22 protein-coding genes, 1 other RNA gene and 2 pseudogenes are annotated in these 20,722 nt (G+C 35.4%); 3 read left to right on the top strand and 22 right to left on the bottom strand.

Going from position 1 to position 20,722, the window contains the following annotated elements; all coding sequences use genetic code 11:
* Positions 1-102 precede the first annotated feature (102 nt).
* From AC1DIT_RS05690 to AC1DIT_RS05600, 19 genes and pseudogenes are all read right to left on the bottom strand, one after another.
* The gene (locus AC1DIT_RS05690; RefSeq protein WP_229161506.1) at positions 103-282 is read right to left on the bottom strand and encodes a hypothetical protein; all 180 of its coding nucleotides are present in this window, start codon (positions 280-282) and stop codon (positions 103-105) included.
* Positions 283-699: 417 nt separating this feature from the next.
* Positions 700-1,344, bottom strand: coding sequence for a hypothetical protein (locus AC1DIT_RS05685; RefSeq protein ID WP_016114138.1), 645 nt, complete (start codon positions 1,342-1,344; stop codon positions 700-702).
* A gap of 300 nt (positions 1,345-1,644) precedes the next feature.
* Positions 1,645-1,860: pseudogene (locus AC1DIT_RS05680) on the bottom strand (DDE-type integrase/transposase/recombinase); the annotation flags it as partial.
* A 2-nt stretch (positions 1,861-1,862) separates the two neighbouring features.
* Positions 1,863-3,143 carry an L-cysteine desulfidase family protein gene (locus AC1DIT_RS05675; RefSeq protein WP_016114136.1) on the bottom strand — a complete coding sequence of 427 codons (1,281 nt, stop codon included), beginning with the start codon at positions 3,141-3,143 and terminating at the stop codon, positions 1,863-1,865.
* A 61-nt stretch (positions 3,144-3,204) separates the two neighbouring features.
* Positions 3,205-3,885 (bottom strand): helix-turn-helix transcriptional regulator, encoded by a 681-nt coding sequence (locus AC1DIT_RS05670; protein WP_016114135.1) that lies wholly within the window; start codon positions 3,883-3,885, stop codon positions 3,205-3,207.
* Between the two features lie 298 nt (positions 3,886-4,183).
* On the bottom strand, positions 4,184-4,375 hold the full coding sequence (locus tag AC1DIT_RS05665) for a hypothetical protein (RefSeq protein ID WP_016114134.1): 192 nt from the start codon (positions 4,373-4,375) through the stop codon (positions 4,184-4,186).
* Between the two features lie 280 nt (positions 4,376-4,655).
* Complete coding sequence (locus AC1DIT_RS05660) at positions 4,656-4,811, bottom strand: hypothetical protein (protein WP_016114133.1); 156 nt, start codon at positions 4,809-4,811, stop codon at positions 4,656-4,658.
* Positions 4,812-5,037: 226 nt separating this feature from the next.
* The gene (locus AC1DIT_RS05655; RefSeq protein WP_016114132.1) at positions 5,038-5,508 is read right to left on the bottom strand and encodes a DinB family protein; all 471 of its coding nucleotides are present in this window, start codon (positions 5,506-5,508) and stop codon (positions 5,038-5,040) included.
* A gap of 289 nt (positions 5,509-5,797) precedes the next feature.
* A complete protein-coding gene (locus AC1DIT_RS05650; protein ID WP_016114131.1) occupies positions 5,798-6,148 on the bottom strand; it encodes an SMI1/KNR4 family protein in 351 nt (116 codons plus the stop codon).
* Positions 6,149-6,249: 101 nt separating this feature from the next.
* Positions 6,250-6,728: pseudogene (locus tag AC1DIT_RS05645) on the bottom strand (GNAT family N-acetyltransferase).
* Between the two features lie 79 nt (positions 6,729-6,807).
* Positions 6,808-8,325 carry a carboxypeptidase M32 gene (locus AC1DIT_RS05640; protein ID WP_016114129.1) on the bottom strand — a complete coding sequence of 506 codons (1,518 nt, stop codon included), beginning with the start codon at positions 8,323-8,325 and terminating at the stop codon, positions 6,808-6,810.
* Positions 8,326-8,422: 97 nt separating this feature from the next.
* The gene (locus tag AC1DIT_RS05635; RefSeq protein ID WP_016114128.1) at positions 8,423-10,360 is read right to left on the bottom strand and encodes an ATP-dependent DNA helicase; all 1,938 of its coding nucleotides are present in this window, start codon (positions 10,358-10,360) and stop codon (positions 8,423-8,425) included.
* A gap of 133 nt (positions 10,361-10,493) precedes the next feature.
* Entirely contained in the window at positions 10,494-10,679 is a 186-nt protein-coding gene (locus tag AC1DIT_RS05630) for a DUF3921 domain-containing protein (protein WP_003196411.1), read from the bottom strand.
* Between the two features lie 62 nt (positions 10,680-10,741).
* Positions 10,742-11,881, bottom strand: a complete 1,140-nt coding sequence (locus AC1DIT_RS05625; protein ID WP_016114127.1) for a THUMP domain-containing class I SAM-dependent RNA methyltransferase — start codon at positions 11,879-11,881, stop codon at positions 10,742-10,744.
* Between the two features lie 180 nt (positions 11,882-12,061).
* Positions 12,062-12,453: RNase P RNA component class B (rnpB, locus tag AC1DIT_RS05620), an RNA gene on the bottom strand.
* Between the two features lie 87 nt (positions 12,454-12,540).
* Positions 12,541-12,876, bottom strand: coding sequence for a cell division regulator GpsB (gene gpsB, locus AC1DIT_RS05615; RefSeq protein WP_016114126.1), 336 nt, complete (start codon positions 12,874-12,876; stop codon positions 12,541-12,543).
* A gap of 97 nt (positions 12,877-12,973) precedes the next feature.
* On the bottom strand, positions 12,974-13,528 hold the full coding sequence (locus AC1DIT_RS05610) for an SLOG family protein (RefSeq protein WP_016114125.1): 555 nt from the start codon (positions 13,526-13,528) through the stop codon (positions 12,974-12,976).
* 61 nt (positions 13,529-13,589) lie between these two features.
* Entirely contained in the window at positions 13,590-14,132 is a 543-nt protein-coding gene (locus tag AC1DIT_RS05605) for a CotD family spore coat protein (protein ID WP_426980612.1), read from the bottom strand.
* A 149-nt stretch (positions 14,133-14,281) separates the two neighbouring features.
* Positions 14,282-14,806 (bottom strand): YppG family protein, encoded by a 525-nt coding sequence (locus AC1DIT_RS05600; RefSeq protein ID WP_016114122.1) that lies wholly within the window; start codon positions 14,804-14,806, stop codon positions 14,282-14,284.
* Positions 14,807-14,981: 175 nt separating this feature from the next.
* On the opposite strand from AC1DIT_RS05600, the gene AC1DIT_RS05595 reads away from it, so the two are divergent.
* Positions 14,982-15,173: a YppF family protein gene (locus AC1DIT_RS05595; protein ID WP_006094322.1), complete on the top strand. Its 192-nt coding sequence runs from the start codon at positions 14,982-14,984 to the stop codon at positions 15,171-15,173.
* A gap of 23 nt (positions 15,174-15,196) precedes the next feature.
* Here the strand turns inward: AC1DIT_RS05595 and AC1DIT_RS05590 are convergent, their stop codons facing one another.
* The 3 genes from AC1DIT_RS05590 to AC1DIT_RS05580 form a co-directional block, all read right to left on the bottom strand.
* Positions 15,197-15,523 carry a YppE family protein gene (locus AC1DIT_RS05590; protein WP_375337749.1) on the bottom strand — a complete coding sequence of 109 codons (327 nt, stop codon included), beginning with the start codon at positions 15,521-15,523 and terminating at the stop codon, positions 15,197-15,199.
* Positions 15,524-15,556: 33 nt separating this feature from the next.
* Complete coding sequence (locus AC1DIT_RS05585; RefSeq protein WP_003206610.1) at positions 15,557-15,799, bottom strand: hypothetical protein; 243 nt, start codon at positions 15,797-15,799, stop codon at positions 15,557-15,559.
* Between the two features lie 427 nt (positions 15,800-16,226).
* Positions 16,227-17,252: a DUF2515 domain-containing protein gene (locus AC1DIT_RS05580; RefSeq protein ID WP_016114119.1), complete on the bottom strand. Its 1,026-nt coding sequence runs from the start codon at positions 17,250-17,252 to the stop codon at positions 16,227-16,229.
* A 103-nt stretch (positions 17,253-17,355) separates the two neighbouring features.
* On the opposite strand from AC1DIT_RS05580, the gene recU reads away from it, so the two are divergent.
* Together recU and AC1DIT_RS05570 are read left to right on the top strand one after the other, a co-directional pair.
* Entirely contained in the window at positions 17,356-17,958 is a 603-nt protein-coding gene (gene recU / locus AC1DIT_RS05575; RefSeq protein WP_016114118.1) for a Holliday junction resolvase RecU, read from the top strand.
* Positions 17,959-18,023: 65 nt separating this feature from the next.
* Positions 18,024-20,699 carry a PBP1A family penicillin-binding protein gene (locus AC1DIT_RS05570; protein WP_476998095.1) on the top strand — a complete coding sequence of 892 codons (2,676 nt, stop codon included), beginning with the start codon at positions 18,024-18,026 and terminating at the stop codon, positions 20,697-20,699.
* Positions 20,700-20,722 lie beyond the last annotated feature (23 nt).

The raw sequence follows: 20,722 nt of genomic DNA, 5'->3' as shown, positions 1-20,722 counted from the left end.
GAGGGGATATCCCCTCTGCTTTATTTCGAGAATAGCTATTTAATCCTGCACCTGCAGGCTTAATAAGTATATTCCTTTATCTGTTTTAAAAATGTATTCTTCTCAGCTACAAGCATAATAACCATTTGGTTCTACTTGAACTAAATAAACTTCATCTGGCTCTTGTTTAAATTCATCTAATAAAAGTTCTAGTGAATATTGTTTTGGTGTAAGGCCATTTAATTCGTACCCTTCTGGAAACTTCCCAAACCAATATATTTCACTACTAGGGTATTGCCCCATGCCCATCAATCTAAAGTTTTAAATTATCCCCAAAACAAAAAAAATTGTACATTTTTACCTAGAGATGTCAATTCTCTCATTTTGGAGTATTTGTCTTTCTTAGCTTGATAGCAATGGGGTGTTTTTCTTTTTTAGCTTGATGGGCATGGGGTTCAGCCAAGATACGTGAAAAAACGAGTCATAAGCTGTATTATATTTCCATTATTAGTTTTTTAGCTAAAAATATCTACCTCACGATTAACAAAAAACCGATTACCTATACGCTAAGGAATCGACTCTTTTATGTTCTTGCTTTGCTATATAATTATTTACAATATAACCATTTAAAAATAGGTGCAATTAACACCTATTTTGTATTTATTTTAGCAATTAAATTAGCACCCAAATTGGTGAGCTTTTGATAATATCAGTTTATCACTAATTTGTCCTAACGGTTTCTTGGAGTTTTTCCATTACCCTTGATAAAGCTAAAATAGAATTTGCTGTTTCAAATTCCCCAACATTTAAAGAATGGTTTGCATTTTTGACAACATCAATCTTTAAATTCATTTTACTTAATTGGTCAATTTGATTTGAATTGTATTGGTGATCTTTGTCCCCTATAACTAAAAACCCTTCCTGATGACTATTCAAGATTGAGTCTAAAATCGCATCAAACGTCATTAGAGGGGTAAGTAATATCATTTTTGACTGTAAGTATTCCTCTCTCTTCATTAAGTCATTCGCAATTGGGATTGTTCCGAGTGATTTTCCTAAAAACATCGAATTGTTGTATTGCCCATTTTTTAACACTTCAAAAATTACAGGATTAATATCATCCATCATTATTTTAGTTATTTCTTCTATATTATTTTTCATTATTTGTTCATCATAGGAGTAATGGATATGTACAACATCGATTTTGTTTTGGAGCATTACCATCGTCGAATAATAAAACAAAGGTTTATCATAATTGTAGCCTGAACCTGAAAACATAAAGCAAATCGTTTTGGAACCTTTCTCTATATGTGTATAACGAATCACTTTGTCGTTTATGTGTATCTCCTTTTTATTCCCTTTCACCGTTTTCCCCTCCGAAACTTTTATAATATTATTACCCATTCAGAATTTATAATTTCACTTTTATTTCATCATAAATATGAAAAGAATTCTGCCCTCACCTTATACAGAATGAATATTCACACTACTATTCTTCAAGGTTGAACTAATTTCAGTTTAAAATAGTCAATTCCCTTAGTTATCATTCAACTCTTCTAGTGACTTTCTCAAGTAAAGCATCCTTTAGCTGAATAAGATTTATTGGTTCTGGTGCAAAAATGTTAGTTAGAAACATAGAGTAGCAATTTCCTCTACATTTTTAGCTTATGAAGCTAAACTAAACAATTTATGAATAAATTGTTTTTGATTTTGGACAGACTTGTCCAGTAAAACAAGTTGTCCTTTTTTCATCATATGCCTAGCTTCAACACCACTCAATATAGAAATTGCTGTTTTAAATGACTTGAATCCTAACATAGAGCGAACTCTCCTTTTAATAAACCGGTGATCTTGTTCTACTATATTATTGAGATACATCACTACTATTTTCTTTTATTAATCATCATCTCTAGCATGATCTTATCCATATTCGATGAACCTTCATTTCCTAATCGGCAAAAGTTCTCAATTGTTTTATCAACATCTGCTTCGATAAATCCATCTGTAGCAGAGATACACATTCCTTGTGAGGCTAACAGTGCAGATTGTACAGCTGCACTTGAACAAGTTGCTACCTTCATCGCACATCCTGCTTTTGCTCCGTCACAAATCATCCCTGTCACATTTCCAAGTGTATTTTGGATTGCATACTTTATCTTTTCAATATCTCCACCTAATAAATACGTAATAGCAGCCGATGCACTTGCACCAGCAACTGTTACACCACAAAGTGCAGACAAACGTCCAAACTGATTTTTAATGTAAATCGCTAATAAATGACTTAACGTAACAGCACGAATTAGATCTTCTTCCGAAGCATTTAATTTCTCACCTGCGGCTACTACAGGCATCGTTACGGCAATCCCTTGATTACCACTTCCTGAGTTAGCCATTACTGGCATTGTCGAACCGGCCATACGTGCATCTGAACCAGCAGCTGCTAATGCCATCGCATGAGTTGTTAAATCATCTGATAAAATTCCTTTCAATACATTTTCCTTTAATGTTTTTCCAACTTGTAAGCCATATTCATTCGACAAACCATCTAATGCCACATTACGATTCAGTTCAATACTCTTTTTTACAAGTACCAATTCCTTTACATCTACAGTCGTAACAAATTCATATATTTCTGGAATTGTTAGTTCATCACGTTCTTCTTCAGAAGTGGCAAAGTGTGTATTTCCACATCCATTCTTATAAACAAGCTTCCCATTCGCTTCTACTAATGCGATAAATGTGTGATTATCCTGAATAATAGCCCTTGCATATCCCTCGTCTGTCGTAAACTTCACTTCAATGTATAGCTTTTTAGACGTATCTGCTAATTCTACAGACACTTTCCCCGCTTCTACTAAAGAGATTGCTTGTTCTTCATCTTCCTCTGAGATTCCAGCTAACACTTCTAAATCTTTTTTGCTATCTCCTGCTAACACCCCTAAAGCAGCAACAAAGTCAATTCCAGTAGCCTTCATTCCTGGTATACCAACCGCCATTGCATTTTTAATGACATTTATACTTGCAAGTACTTCAATTGACTGTACGTCGCCCTTCATATAATCTCTTGCAGTAGCTGCGGCTAACGCAATCGACACTGGCTCTGTACACCCTAAAGCAACGACTAATTCTTTCTCTAACACACGTAATATACTATTCTTGTTCACAAATTTCCCCCTATCTTTCAACTACCCATCATGTGAAATGATGAATAAGTTTTCGCAAAAATTAATTGTTTTCATCTTTAATCTTCTGTAAATAACGGTATATAGTTGGCTCAGATGTTTTTAAAATTTTCGCCACCTCACATACTCCACCTTTTAATAGAAATGTTCCTTGGTCATGTAAATCACGTACAACATTCATCTTTTCTTTCGCTGACAGCCTCTCCGGAGGCACGTCAAATGTTTCCATCGTTTGAATAATAATTGTAGATAGAACATCTTCCACTTTTCCATGCAATTGCTCAAATGCAAGTGTCTCTTCTTCCGCTTGTTTAGCTTCAAGATTAACCATCTCATCAGAAAATGATAAAAACTGATCCATCATCTCTTTTATCTTTGCATAATGTGCCACATCAGCATTTACACATAGAATCCCCACTAACTCTTTCTTATCATTCTTAATGAAAAAGCTAGAGGAGCGAAAGACCTTTCCATCCTTATTTACTGCTTTGTAATTAGCGATAAAATCACGCGTTAAATATGTTTTTTCTTGAAGTACCTTTAACATTAAGTTTGTAGGTGCGTCCCCGATCTTACGACCAGTTATATGCCCGTTCTCAATAGCAATGACAGAACTTTCCGGCCTTGATAAATCGTGCAATACGACTTCACAATTTCTTCCCATTACCTTCGAAAGAAATGTAACGAACGGATAGTATTGCTGTAATAATGTTTCGTTCTTCATCCTTCATTACTCCTATACTTCCTGTACTAAATTGTAATAATAAATTATCATGATAATTTATTATTACAATTTAATAGTATCACAATATGTAAGCGGTAACAAAAAATCTGAACCCTTTTAACATTTTTTTCTATCCCTAGATATTCGCATTGCAAGCAAGCCTTTAAGGGGTACGGAAACGATTCAAGGAATGAGGGGCATTCTGGAAAATAAATATAAAACAAAGGGGTTAATTTTAAAATTCAACGTTTATATCCAAATTTTATTTATAAAGGGGGCTCGCCACATCGCTATCAAGTTAAGAAACACATTCTTCCCCAAGAATCACATCATGCTCATATTTTTTAGGTCTTCTATGATTTACCTGTACAAATTTTGTATACTCCCTACGAAGCCAATTAGAAATGCGTTCTTTTTGTTGTTGTCTAAGATGTGACCATTTTTTATTTGTTTGACGAATCTGTCCATTCACTTTTATATGATTTTTCATAGACACGCCTCCTATTATTGGTTTGGAATAAAGTTTAATCAGAAATGTTTTATAAATCCTTATTTGATAAGAGACAAAAGTAATCCATTTTGAAAAAAGATTGATCAAAACGGATTACTACTTTGTGAAGCATTATACAATTTTTATAAAAAAGTTTGATTAAMACTCAYTTAGAATTCTTTAATCGAAAAGGAATAAAACRATGYAACTTTTTTGYAAACGGTATWACTTTMTTTAAAACRGTACAACTTTATTTAAAAGCTACAGTAGTTTCCTACTTCTAATCTGTCATTCCTACATAAACTAAGAATACCATCATAAGTATCATACCGATTACTAAGAGTGGTATATCATCTGTAGTACCTGACCTACGGTGTTTTACTACCCCTAAACAACACGCACCTATCAACCCTAAACATATCATGAATATCTTCATAGGTTTATACTCCTATTAATAGTTTCTTTTGTCGTCTGTAAAACTTTCTAATATCCATGTTCTTCTTCATATATTTGCACCAGAACCTTACTATCAATCTAAGATGAATTTATACCTAAAATTCATACAAAAAGAATCATATAAGTGTTTTTGCAAAATCAAAAGGAGCTATCTCATCTGAGAATAACTCCTTTTGAAAGTCATCAAATTATTTTTTGGGATTTTGTTAGTTCTTTATTCCCGCGTGTTCAATAATGCGCTTCATCGCTTGAATTTGCCCCAAATGATTTGCTTCATGCATTAATGTAAGGCCGGCTAATTCTCCAAAAGTTTCAAAACCCATAAATGGTTTTTCCAGCGTTTCATTTAACTGTTCAGCAGGAATTTGTTGAAGACGAACTAATTGATCTTTCAACTCTATAATGAGTTTATCTACAGTGGGTACATCTCCCTTCCAATCAGCCGGCTTTGTACCGTTTCCAAATAATTCGATATAATTTGTAGAAAGATGCGTCGTTTTATGTGGAAAGCCGAGCATAAACTGTTCAGTAACCGTTAATACATGGCCAATATGCCATTGGATCGTATTGTTAAAACCGTCTGGCTGTACATTTGTTATTTCCTTCGAAAATGATTCTACGTTTTTAATAAAATAACTTCTTGTCATCGCAAATTGTTTAAATATTAGTTTATTCATACTTTACGCCCCTTTCAAATCCCTCTCATACATTAGCGTATTAAAAATCTGGATAAATTAGAAGTAACATGAATTGAACTACCCCCACTTAGCTACGCTTGAAGTGTGGGATTCCTACGAACACCAGCGTAACCGCTAGTTATTTAGAAGGCTACCCCCGTAGTCCCTACGGTTGATATGAAATTCGTATGGTCTTTCAGTCTTTTTTTCAGTTTGACACTTGGTTTTCATGCCATAATTTTGATGTTTTTTCTTTTGGCGACTCTTGAATGTTATAAGCGAACGACAGCTAACAGACGAGTTCTATTTCAGGATATCCCCATTCTTCAATCCAAAATTCACTACCAAATTCTCCACCTAATGAAGAACTTTTTTTATATCCAATACCATAAATACCAGTTATAGCAACATGATCCTCTGCCCAACTTGTAGGAATATCTGTAGGAAAACAATCGTTTATTGGAATTCCCCCATTATGCTTCTTCATTAACCAAATATAAGATTCAGGTAGCTTATACCCTAATTCATTTTCTAGTTTAGAAATCATTTCATCTGTAGGATATTCAGAAATATATTCATCTCTTGCATATTCGCTGTCATCCCAAAAGTTATTAAAATCAAAATTATCAAAACAAACCACTTCCATATCCCTCCCTAAATTCCAAAAAAAATGTACTTTTATATACGATAGAATCCATAAAAAATATAAATCACTACTAAGCAAATCGTTTCAAAACTATTTTATCTTGATGGACATAAAGTCACATACATCATTTTTAAAAATTCAAAGCGACTTCCATTTGTCTCTTGAATAAAAGTTCCAACTGCTTCAAAATCTGCTTTCTTATAAACATTAATTGCTCTTTGATTAAATGTTGCACTGATAACGTTATATACTTAGGTTGATCTTTTTTTTCACAAAAAACCAGACTTGCCTTTATAAATACCAAACCTAATCCATTTCCAGTCAGGTTTGGTTTCATTCCAAGTCCAATATCCACTGTATGTATATCTACTTTGTTAAAACTAAAAAATCCAACAAGCCTATTATTCTCACTAACAGCAAAAGTCATTTCTCCGCGTATTTTAGGATCTAAAAACTCCACTAAATCTTCTTGATCGGCTTCCATATCATAAAAAGAATACTTATCCTCATAGTGCCATTTAAACGCAATTTCTTCTGCTTGCTCTTGTGTCATCACTTCAAAAGTATAATTCACTTCTCTTCCTCCTTAAGCAACGCACATATACAGTAAAATGTTAATTTATAAAAAGGAGCTGCATTAAAGCAACTCCTTTTTATAACTCATAAATCTCTTTATATTTCGCTTCTAAATAATCCGCTAAATAATTTGCATTTAACCCTTCACCTGTTACATCCTCTAATATTTGTAATGGTTTTTTCGTTTTACCATATTGGTGAATATTTCTTGTTAACCATTCACGAATTGGTGTCACATTTCCTTCTTCTAGCAATGCATCGAAGTTTGGAATTTCCTCTAACATCTTATGTTTAAATTGCGCTGCATACATATAACCAAGTGCATAAGATGGAAAATATCCAAAAGATCCATCTGACCAATGTACATCTTGTAGCACACCCTGTGCATCCGTTTCTGGACGGATACCTAAATAACTCTCCATCTTGTCATTCCATGCTGCCGGCAAGTCTTTTACTTCTAATGTTCCATCAAATAATTCTTTCTCCAGTTCATAACGAACCATAACGTGAAGCGGATATGTAAGTTCATCTGCCTCAATACGTATAAAGGAAGGCTTTGATTCATTAATCGCATCATAGAATTCATTTACAGATACGTTTTCAAATTGCCCATCACTAAATTGTTTCAATGTATCATAATTTTTCTTCCAGAACGATTTATTACGTCCAATAAAGTTTTCAAAGAATAGCGATTGCGATTCATGAATTCCCATCGATGTACCACTGCACAGCGGTGTTCCTTCTAATTCTTCTGAAATATTTTGCTCATATACAGCATGTCCACATTCATGAATTGTTCCGAAAACTGCCATGCGGAAGTCATTCTCATCATAACGAGTTGTAATGCGAACATCCCCTCTATTTAATGTAATTTCAAAAGGATGTATCGTTTCATCAAGACGGCCAGCCTCGAAATTATAATTTAATTGCTTTAGTAACTCTAAAGTAAAATTCTTTTGTTGTTCTTTTGAAAAATGTTCAAATAAGACATTTGTTTTTAATTCTTTATTTGATTCACCAATATCTTTTACAAGTGGAACAATACGCTCACGTAGTTGTCCAAATACATGATCTAACACTTCTACTGTCATACCTGGCTCATACATATCTAAAAGCGTATTATACTTATAAGTTTCATAACCCCAATATGTAATAAATTTTTTCTTATATTCAACAATTTTTTCTAAGTATGGTCGGAACATTTCAAAATCAGATTTTTCACGTGCTTCTCCCCAAACACTTTCTGATTTTGCTTGCAATTTAACAAACTCTTCATACTCGGCCTGTGGAATTTTTTTATTTCGATCATACGCTTTGCGGCACTCTTCTACAATTTTCTTTGTTGTTTCGGAAATTTTATTATCTACTATTAGCTGTTCTAATTCTTTTAAATATCTTTCCATCTCATCAGAAGTTGATAATGAAAATACCTCTGATGAAAGCATTCCTATTACCTCAGAGCGTTGATCCACACCTTGTTTCGGTGCTCCTGTACGTAAATCCCAAAATATTAGGCTTAATGCTTCCCCATAATTATTTATCTTTTTCACGTGTGCTAAAAACTCTTTTTCTACTTCATATGTAGCGATTGTCATATTTTATTGCCTCCTTTTTCTACCTCACCTATATTTCGACATAAAGATATAAAGTCCTTTCCATATAGAAAGAAAAAGCTTAGCAAACGCTAAGCTTTTACAACACCTTACCTTCTACTGGAAGTACTTTCTTTACAGCCTCAATAACCTTTTCATTTTCATTCTCTGATAAGAATAACGAAATAGCACCTTTATCTTCGCTCGTACGAATTAAACGTCCAATTCCTTGACGAAGACGTAAAATCATATATGGTACATCTACATCCCAAAACGGATCATTAACATGCTTACGTTTCGCTTCAAACACAGGATCGTTTGGAGGGAATGGTAGCGACCAAATAATGACATGTGATAGTGAAGAACCCGGAATATCTAAACCTTCCCATAAATGGACAGCGCAAAGCACAGTCTCTTGTTCATTTTGGAAGCGGGAAACAAGCTGACTAATCTCTTGATCTCCTTCATATAAGAACGGAACAGACATTTGTTCTTTATTCACATATTCTTTGAACGCCGCAAGTTCTTGTGTTGTGCGGAATAATACAAGCGTACGCCCATTTGTTTTTTGAATGTTCTCAAGCGTATACTGACATTTTCGTTCCCATTCATTTTCCTGGTTATACGATGGTAAGTATACTTTCATTTGCTCTTCATAATCAAATGGAGAAGCTACTGAGAATGATAAATAATCTTTTACCCCTAAACTATTTGCTGTAAATGCGAATGAATCATTTTCAGATAATGTAGCAGAAGAGAAGATATACGGAATCTTTTTCGAGAATACTTTCTCCTGTAGTACTTCTTCTACCGCACGTGGCATAATAACTAACGTAAAGGCACCATCACCTTCTTCTCCCCATGTAATTACATTTTTCTCATGCATAAAGAGACGAAGTGAATGTTCCAGTACATCTAAATGCTCATCAACGATATTTAAATCATAAGTGTTTACTGTATGCATTTCACTTTCAAATACAAGAGCATCACCAACTTCAGCAATTTTTGCATAAAGTCGTTTCGCTTCTGTAATCACTTTTTCTGTTACTGTAATTTTTAAACGATCTGATCCAGCAATTTCTTTTTTACTTTCTCTTAATACATCAAAGAAACGCTCTGTTTGCCAAATTGTCTCTTCTACTAAATGAGCAAACTCTTCTCGAATATCATTTTGTAATAATCTTGTTAAGAGTTGCTCCATCATCGTTTGCTTTAATCGATACGTCAGTGCTTTTTGCGCTGCGTATTCCACAAGGTGTCCTTCATCAAAAACAACGCAACTGCTTTCTGGTAAAAGCGGCATTTGCCCTTCGCGTTTACGAGCATCATATGTCCAAATATGATCCATATAGAAATCTTGAGAGCAAATAATTAAATCTGCTGCTTTACGGTAATGTTCACGAGAGAGCGTTTGACCACAACGGTGACGAGAATCACATGTGAAGCAGTCTTGGAAATAATCCCAAGATACCTTTGACCATTCTTCGTCATTTAATAATGGAAACTCTTTTCGATCACCGTAATGCGTAAAGTTTTGCATTGTTCCATGATCAAACACAAACTGAGGTAATTCATAATATAGATCTTCAATTACTTCTGGAGCTCGTCCACTCATTACATCTTCAAGTTTACGTAAACATAAATAATTATCCATTGATTTCGCTAGACGTACATCAACAGATAACCCTAATGCTTCTGATAATTTCGCAATGTCCCCTTCTTCTTTCACAAGCTGCTCGATTAGCGTTTCGTCTGCACAAGCAATAATAGCTGGCTTTCCTGTATAACGCGCATAACAAATTGCATATAAAAGATACACAATCGTTTTTCCCGTTCCTACACCCGCCTCTGCGAACATAACTTTCTTCTCTTGAAACGCTCGTTCTAATTGGAATGCCATAAAAATTTGTTCATCGCGTTCTTCAAAACCTTTTTCTGGGAGGATATCGTAAAACACATCTCCAATCCACTCATTCAACTTATCATAAAAATTATCTTGTTTCCCTACTTCAAATGGTAATCTCTTCTCAGTAAACATCCTTAGCCTCCAACCAAAAAGTTTTTCTATAAAAAGATATAGCAACTGCTATATCTAAATAGYAGTTGCTTTCCCCTGTTGCAATACATAGAAATGAGCGAAAAAAATTTCCCTTTATATAAAGGAAAATTTTTCACTCTATTAATGACTTTAAGTAACGCTTATCAATCAATGTCTCGTATGATAATGCAGATAAATATTCTTCCTGTGCTTTCTGTATTTCATCTGCAACTACACCCTGAAGATTAATTTCTTTTCCAAGCTCATCATACGTACGATGAATGGCCTTTTGAATCATTGACAATTGGAAACCATCCATATTTATTCCTCCTTTTGCACATTACATAATAGCCAGTATATGCGCGTCAAAGAGGTTTTATACTATGAATTACGAGGTGGGCGTTTACCAAAGTACTGGTAATAGTCTGTACGAATAAAACCGTTAAATAGTTTACGCTTTTTCGATGCATCTTTTCCATAACATTTTTCAAACGCTTCATAGCTCGTTAATAAATACAGTGACCACGTATCTAATGGGCGGAATACTTCTCCCATTTCTTTATATAATTTTTCAACAAGCGCTTTTTCACTTAAACGTTCTCCGTATGGAGGATTCGTTACAACATAGCCATATTCCTCTTTTGTTGTAAAATCTTTTACTTGCATTTGTTTAAATGAAATTAAGTCACCCAGTCCAACTTCATCGGCATTCTCCTGTGCAACTCTTATCATACGGTGGTCGATATCTGATCCAATAATTTGCAATGGTTGATCATAATTCGCTAAATCTTCTACTTCTTGACGAGCCTCACGCCAATTTTCTTTCCCAATCCAACCCCATGCATCTGATGCAAACCCACGGTTAAAACCAGGAGCAATATTTTGACCAATTAAAGCTGCCTCAATCGGAATTGTTCCAGATCCACAAAACGGATCAACAAACGGACGATCTGGCTTCCAATTTGTAAGTTTAATTAGAGATGCCGCTAATGTTTCTTTCAAAGGCGCTTCCCCCTGGTCAACGCGGTATCCACGTTTATGAAGACCAACGCCACTCGCGTCAATTGTCAATGTTGCAATATCTTTTAGCATCGCAATCTCGATACGGAATAAAGGACCATCTTCTTCAAACCAAGTTGTACGTCTATATGTTGTCTTTAATTTCTCAACAACAGCCTTTTTCACAATACGTTGACAATCTGAAACACTAAATAATGTTGATTTTAGAGACTTCCCAATTACAGGGAACTCTCCATTTTCTGGAATGTAATCTCCCCAGTTCAATGCTTTTGTTTTTTCAAACAATTCATCGAATGTTGTTGCTTTAAATTCACCAACTTTAATTTTTACACGATCTGCAGTGCGTAACCATAAATTAGTGCGACAAATCGCTTTTGCATCCGCTTCAAACGTTACTTTTCCGTTTTCTACTTGGCATTCATAACCAAGATCGCGAACTTCTCTTGCAACTAAAGCTTCAATTCCCATTGCTGCTGTTGCAATTAAAGTAACTTTTCCCATTTGCATTCACCTCTTATGTATAATCAAACAATAATTAATAGCTTTTCCTTCTATTAATTATTAAATATTACGAAGTATTTTCTTATTTACCATTTTAACTCACAAGTTATAACTTCATACAAATAAAAAGCCCTCCTCTTACAAAGGAGAGCTGAGTCATTCCATAATTGGTTCATAACGTTCTGTAAGCCATGTTCTGTTCCTTTGTACTGCAAACGGCCCACGCCTCGTACTCCGGTGGTAATCATCTATCTACAGGTTACTCGAACCTGTCCTTTTCCATCGTTCATTTCCTTGGAAAAGATTCCCCTACCATTATTTGGGTTTCTCGCTCGTGGGGTTTACCTCGTTCCACTCCTATCATTTCTTCAAGGACTTCGTCACTGTGGCACTTTAAAGGTAGTCAAACCATATCCAAAAGGACTTAGGTTTTTTCCCTGCCGTTAAACCAGCCTCTCGGCCAGAATACCCTAGCTTATGAATTGGCTAGGCACGAACACTACAACCATCTCAGGTCGTGCGAGCATGGACTTTCCTCTACAACGTTGGCGTTGCAGCGATTACCCAAACGTTATGACAAACATTAGTATAGTGGAAACAAAAAGATTTTGCAATGCTTTTTTATATGTAAAATGCTTTAATCTTTTTCTATCCCTAGATTACTCGTATAACTTACTTCCAAATACAGCTTTTTCCAGATTAGATAAACGCTTTAAAATATCCGTGTTCGTATTGTTGTATACAGGTTGTGCAACCGGTGTTGGAGCTGGTTGTTGCGGTACTTGCACTGCCGCTACTTTTTGCTCTTCTAATTCACGTTTCAAACGAACATTTTGTTGCTGTAATTGCTCAAGTTCCTTATGAAATGCCTCATAATCCTTAATAATCATATCAAGAAACTTATCTACTTCTTCTTGTTGGTAACCTCTCATACCTGTTTTAAATTCTTTTTCCAAAATATCTTTCGCTGTTAATTTAATTTTATCCGAAATCATTTTCTTCACCTCAAATTTTTACCAAAACTTTCATTAACTAAATTTTTTCAGAAACAATGTCTTTTGTCAATCCTATATACATGAGCTATATTACATATTACTCTGCATTATTCCACTGTTCCTCTTCTATTATATCTTGTAAATCAGAAAAAAGAATGAAATAACTGTGATAATTTTCTATTTCACCTTTTTTCTTTGCTGCTTCCACAATATATTTGGGGCTTCCCGGCTTCTCTTCATCGTATACAGCCAACAAAGCTTCACTTTTTTCAATGAAAAATTGATTTTTCAACCGAAATTGCTCAGGACTTTCATATTTTCTTTTCGTAATACTATCAACATGGTCTGCTTGTGCGAGAATAGATTCATAATATTCTCGATTCCCTTCCTTCCAACTTTCTTCTTGTTCTAAAAAAGGGGTAAACACGGCAAGTTTTAAATCAGGATATTCTAACTGCATTTCAAAAACCACTTCAGCAGCCCATAGTTCTACACCTAATTGTCCACTTATAATGACCCACTCTAACCCCTCCTCTACAAAAGCAAGTAATTTACGACGTACTGCTTTTTTTATACAAGAAACACCCGGATGATCATTTTTAAAAATCCCAAGTTCAAATGGTTTATATCCTGTTACAGCTACAACTTTCATATCAACACTCCATTTTTTTCAAAAGAAAAGAACTAGCAATTTGCTAGTTCTAACATAACATTTACTTTTTAAACATTCCACCGACGTTTGGTCCTACATTTGGTCCTGGTCCGAATGGAGATACTTGCGGGCCATGGCCACAAGCTCCGCCGAATCCGCCAACTCCAGGTCCACCGAATCCGCCAACTCCAGGCCCGCCGAATCCGCCAACTCCAGGCCCGCCGAATCCGCCAACTCCAGGCCCGCCGAATCCGCCAACTCCAGGTCCGCCGAATCCGCCAACTCCAGGTCCGCCGAATCCGCCAACTCCAGGTCCGCCGAATCCGCCAACTCCAGGTCCGCCGAATCCGCCAACTCCAGGTCCGCCGAATCCTGGAGCAACAGGTTCTACAACATTCACATTTGAAACTGTTTGCGGGAAGAAATGTTGACTTTTAACTTGCTGATGATGAACATGTGTTGTATGAGTTGGGTGAATATGTGGGACCACCGTTGTGGAAAAAGTGTTCGTTACACATTGTTTTGTTGGATGAACGACAGGAGGTGTTGTGCAAATAGGTCCTACAGGTTTATGCCCTCCAAAACAAGGATGACAATGATACATAGTTTTTTCTCTCCTCTCTCATAAAAAATCTGACTACACTTTACAATATGAGAAAGGAGTAAAAGCCGCTTGTTATATATACCCATTTGTTTAATGGAAATTTGTCTATATGACAGCTGTTTACATACCATGACTTGGACACACAACTATCATCCTTTAGCAAAAAAGCCTCCAACTTGTTTTACAATCCCAGTGACTTGATTCATCGCATTCATCATTTGGCCTGCTGTATTCATCATTTTATTCACATCATAGTTACCATCTGACGTCTTAAATTGAGATACGAAACTAGAAAATTGACTTGGCTGCTGTTGTTGCTTTTGTTTATTCATCGTTGGATATGGTTGAAAAGGCTGTTTCGGTGGGTAAAACATTGATGGCTGATTCATAAAGGATTGTGGTTGCTGCGGTACATAGGATTGTTGATTCATATGAGCCTGTGGTTGCTGCGGTACATAAGGTTGTTGATTCATATGAGCCTGTGGTTGCTGATTCATAAAAGATACCTCAAATGGCTGATAATAATCCATTTGATTTCCGTAATAAGGAGCGAATGGATACATATTATAACGTAAATATGTATCCTCATTATATTGATAAGCATTAGGTTGTATATATGCATTTGGCTGTGTATATGCATTTGGCTGCGAATAGGCATTCTGCTGTTGAAACATGTATTTCCCCCCTCTAACTAAGTTTCTACATATAGAATATGTACCTATAAAATAAAATGTGTAACCTTATAAATGTCTGTTTTTGTCGGAAGTTTAAATTTTTAAAAAAATAAGAAAGTAAGCCTTTTCATGTTATGATAATGAAGAAGAAGATTCTCATTGGGGAGGAATCAACATGATATTAGGGGATTTAAAACAAGCTTTCGCTCAAAAAAAGGGGTACTCTACAGAGGATATGAATGAGTTACTTGATTTTGCTAGACATCACTATTTAGAAGGAAAAATCTGCATCTCAGAATACCGAGTATTAATACGTGAATTAGAAATAAATGGGGCGAAACCCACACATACAACTGTAGAATCATAAAAACAAGAGGGTTTCCCCTCTTGTCACTTATATTGTTCTACTATATTCTGCAACGTATATAAAATCGCCTGATGTGTTTCATAAAACCGCTTACCTTTTCCCTTATTTACAAAACATTGCAGTGCATTATTTTGTAAATTCTCATACACTTGGTCAATTTGTTGCACATGTATATACTTAGGCTTTTCATGTTTTATCCATTGATAAGCTAATTCTTTCCACACTTCTAACTCCTGATCAACCATATCCACAAAAGGCTTCATATCTTGATAAAAATCAAACTCTTTCTCTTCTCTTTTTTTTATAATCGTTTCATCATTGTACTGTATTAATTTTATTGAAGACTGCATTAATTTTCCATAATCCAATTTATTTCCACCCTCTTATGCACTTACTATGACGTTTTGAAACGTTTGAAGCCAACTTCCTTTTTCTTCGTGATGTAATAATTTATCCTCCATATGTTGAATGTGCATTTCTGTTATTTCTCCTCGATTACATATATCTTCACGCTTATCTTTTAAAGAATGATTAACTCTAAGTGAAACATTCATTTCCAGCAAATCAAGAGCACTTAACATTTGATCCATTTTTTTCATTACATTTTCCTTCTGAACCATCGCCATTTATAAAACGCCTCCTTCTTTGCTTTTCCTTTGTCATGTTATTTCGACGGTTCACTTACCACTCCTGCACGACTGACAAAACTAGTTGATATTCGGCAAAGAAATCGGTTTGTATGAGTTTTATAGAAGTGGTAACAATACAAAAGGGAGGTGTTTACCATGGCTAAAAATAAAAATGAGAAGAAGAAAAAACAAAACACACAGCAAAATAAACCTGAAACTGGAAATCCGAAGCTAGATGGTCCGAACTTTCCTGCTACATAAAGTAAAACTTTAATCGGCGGGTCTATTTCTCTTACCTAGCTTCCTCAATTTTCCCTACATTTCAATTGGAATTATAATGCCCTATTGAAACTGTATAAAAACTTGAATCGATTTATGTAATCCATTCGTCCCGACTCCCTGTCAGAGAGCGGGACTTTTCTTATTATATCATGAAGTCATTGTTCCTTTTAAAAAAGCTATTCAATGAAGAAAAAAGATGTATTTGTTGTTGTTTTTGTAAAAACCATTCTGTAATATTAACTTCTTCTTTCAGTTCCTGAAAGAAAAACAATGCCTCAATATCCATTTTTTTATGGAACCAATCTTTCGTTACGTTATGGTGATGTAAAACAATTGAGAAAGCATCTCTTAACTGCGGTGTATCTTTTTCTTTTGGAATTATAAAGTACCGCTCGTAATCCATTCTTGATCCTGTAGGAAACGTTCGCAAGGAAAAATCGTAAAATAACGTTTCATATTTAGGATGAAATAATAACCAAGCTAATTTCTTTCCGAGTTCTATGCGTTTTTGTACTGTTTCAAATTGATAAACCGAAAAACCATATAGTTGCCCTTTTGTAGTCGGAAAAATTACAGCACTAAAATGAAAGAGCTCTTGAAATTTAAACAGTAAAGTTTGGAATACGTGCTTTTGAAAATATGGGTGTTCAATAATCGGTTTTTGAATCCTATTTTGTTCATTAATAATAAGTGCTGTAATAAGACGCGTGAGGTCTCTTTTATTCCAAAAATCATTCCATTCCTTCTCCATAAAAATAGATACGTTAAAAAACTGTAATAAGTGAAAAATTGGTTTATTCATTTTCTTACTGTACTCGTATAACAACAATTGTGGGTATGCATCTGAAAAAATAAGCCAATTTGCACTTTCATAAGTAAGGAACAGTTGCTTCCTCATTCTTTCAGATAAAATATTCGGATAATATTCCCCTGCTAAATCTGTCATATTCCACCCAGAATTTCTCGAAACCATACTCGCCAAAAATGACCACCGGATTTCTTTATTTCTCAAGTAATATTCTTGATAAGCCTGTGTGCGTGAAATATTATCTATATTTGCTAGAGCCGTCTGTTGTTTCATATACGCTATTAATTGCTTCTCTTCTATTGTACAAGAAAGTCCACTGCGCTCTCTATTTATTTTCTCATACTCATTCTGCATATGCATACAGGAATCACCACATCTCTCTTGAAAAAAATCGCATCTTTTTTGTTTTTTTTGATATAATCACCTTTGTAAGTAATTCTAGGTAAGTTGGAGTGGACAAACTATGACCATTCGTTATCCAAACGGAAAAAGGTATAATCAAGCGTTACAACCCCAAAAAACACAATCTAAAAAACATACTTATAGCAATAGAGGTATGTCTCTGGAAGAGGAACTAAATGAAACAAATCAATATTATTTAACCCATAATATTGCATGCGTACATAAAAAACCCACTCCTCTTCAAATTGTAAAAGTGGATTACCCCGCTCGAAGTGCTGCGGTTGTGAAAGAAGCTTATTTTAAACAGCCTTCTACAACAGACTACAACGGTGTATACAAGGGGAAATACATTGACTTCGAAGCGAAAGAAACAAAAAATAAAACAAGTTTTCCGCTGCAAAATTTCCATCTTCATCAAATTAAGCATATGGAACAAGTAATAGCTCATAACGGAATTGCATTTGTTATTATTAAATTTACACTTTATGACGAGTTTTATTTACTTGATGCAAAACATGTCGTTTCATTTTGGAATCGCCAAGATGCTGGTGGACGCAAATCGATTACGAAACAGGAAATCGAAGAGCACGGATACTTGTTATCATGCGGTTATCATCCTCGAATTGATTATATTCGTGTACTAGACATGGCTTATTTTTCGTGATAGAGTCAACAATAAGGCTCTTTTTTCGACTTTTGGGGAGAAAATGAAAGGTAGGAGAAAGTATAATGTCAGAAAATTATCGTTCTCGTACAGAACGAAAACATGCACAACATCAAAAACAAGAAACAAACAAACCGGAGAAACCAAAGAAAAAAGGTTCCTTTTTCAAGAAATTTTTAATTGGTTGCCTACTTCTTGGCRTTGTTGGTCTTATAGCTGGAGTTTCCGCCTTTTTTGTAATGGTACAAGATGCTCCAAAGCTAAATAAAGCAAAACTTGTCAATCCGCTATCAACTAAATTTTATGATAAAGACAAGAATTTCTTTTATGAATATGGTGCCGAAAAGCGAACGAATATTACTTACGATCAAGTTCCGAAAGTAGTAGAAAGCGCATTCCTAGCGACAGAAGATGCTCGCTTCTATCAACATAACGGAATCGACGTTAAGCGTACTGGAAAGGCAATCCTTGAAAATGTCACAGGCGGTTTTGGTTCTCAAGGTGGTAGTACAATTACCCAACAGGTAATTAAAAACTATTTTCTAACGATGGAAAAAACATCAAAACGTAAAGTACAGGAATGGTATTTAGCTTATAAATTGGAGCAACAATATTCCAAACATGAAATTTTAGAAATGTACTTAAACAAAATCAACCTTGGTAATCGCTCCTACGGGGTTGCAACAGCAGCGAAAAACTATTATGGGAAAGACTTAAAAGATTTAAAATTACACGAAGCAGCGATGCTTGCTGGATTACCTCAAGGTCCAAACATTTATGATCCAACAAAGAAAGAAAATATCGATCGAGCAACAAAACGTCGTAACGTTGTATTAACGTTAATGAATCGACATGGCTTTATTTCAAAGCAAGAAATGGATGAAGCGATAAAAATCCCTGTAACAGAAGGACTTCTTCCATCTAAAGATGTAACCGAAATGCCTTATCAAGCCTTTTTAGACGCAGTCGTAAAAGAAATCGAAAAAGAAATGCCCGATGTAAATATTGGATCTGACGGATTACAGATTTATACGACAATTGATACAAAGGCACAAGAATACGCTGAACAATTACTAGATGGAGATATTATTAACTATCCAAACGATCGTTTCCAAGGTTCTTTCGTATTCATGGATACACAGTCTGGTGAAGTTCGTGCAATTGGTGCGGGCCGTAAAGAAAATAAAACGGCATTTAAAGGACATAATATGGCCGTTGATATGCAGCGCCAAGTAGGTTCGACTATGAAACCAATTTTTGACTATGGTCCTGCTATTGAATATATGCAATGGTCTACATACCATCAATTAAATGACTCAGAATATACGTATTCTAACGGAAAGAAAATCCGAAATGCTACAAACAGCTATAAAGGTGATGTATCTTTACGTGAAGCATTGAAAAAATCATTAAACATCCCTGCTTTAAAAACAGCACAAGCAGTTGGGTTAGACAAATCACAAGCATTTGCCGAAGGGCTTGGAATGACTTTCCAAAAGCCAGTATATGAATCAACAGCAATTGGTAGTAACAGCGCTTCTCCATTACAAGTAGCTGGTGCATATGCCGCTTTTGGTAACGAAGGAAATTATAACAAGCCACATTTCGTAACAAAAGTTGTCTTTCCTGATGGAAAAGAAAAAAACTTGAAACCAAAAGAAATACGAGCAATGAAAGAATACACAGCATATATGATTACGGATGTTCTTCGTGATGTTGTAAAACCAGGTTCTGGTGGTACAGGTCCAACTGCTTATGTATCAGGAATTGATGTTGCTGGTAAAACAGGAACACAGAACTATGATGCAGATGCATTAAAAAAATATAACATTCCAGAAAGCGCCAACAGAGATAGCTGGTTTGCAGGTTATTCACCGCAATATACGATGTCAGTATGGACAGGATATGAAAAAGATTCTGAAGAAAACTATATTGCAGATAAATCACCTTCAGTCCGAATTGCACAGCAAATATTCAAAGAAATGATGAGTAAGTTTGCTACAGATACATCTCGCTTTGAACAACCTGCTTCTGTACAGCGTTTAAATGACGAACTTTATGTAAAAGGTGCGAAAAAGGATGCTGTCAAGGAAATCAAAGTAGACCCACCCACTGGAGTAACGCCATCTTATGATGCAGCTTCTAATACAATTTCGCTAAGCTGGTCTGGTCCTTCAGATGCTGAGGCTTACRCTGCAAGCTATAAAGCAAGCGACGGTTCTAGCGGTGGCCTATCCGTGAGCGGTACAAGCGCTTCACTTGGCGGAGTGAAACCAGGTGTAACTTACAGCTTCTCAGTAGTAGCGAAAAAGGGAACAGGTACAAGCGATGCAGCTGGCGTATCTTTCACTGTCCCTGGCGAGAACGCAGAAGCTAAGAAAAAGGCTGAAGACGAGGCTAAGAAAAAGGCCGAAGACGAGGCTAAAAAACAACAAGATGCACAGAAAAAAGCTGAGGATGAGGCTAAAAAGCAACAAGATGCACAGAAAAAAGCTGAAGACGAAGCTAAAAAACCAAAACCTGATGAACCAAAACCTGATGAACCAAAACCTAATGAACCAAAACCTAATGACCCAAAACCTAATGACCCAAAACCTAATGACCCAAAACCTGATGAACCAAAACCTGATGAACCAAAACCTGATGAACCAAAACCTGATGAACCAAAACCTGATAAACCAAAACCTGATAAACCAAAACCTGATAAACCAACAGGTGAAGTGGTTAATCCAACACAATAATACAAAGAAGAAGTCACCTTTCT

The organism is Bacillus sp. 05T22, from assembly GCF_056396765.1.
The sequence above is the reverse complement of the archived record's forward strand: the minus strand, read 5'-3'. Positions and strand labels throughout refer to the sequence as shown.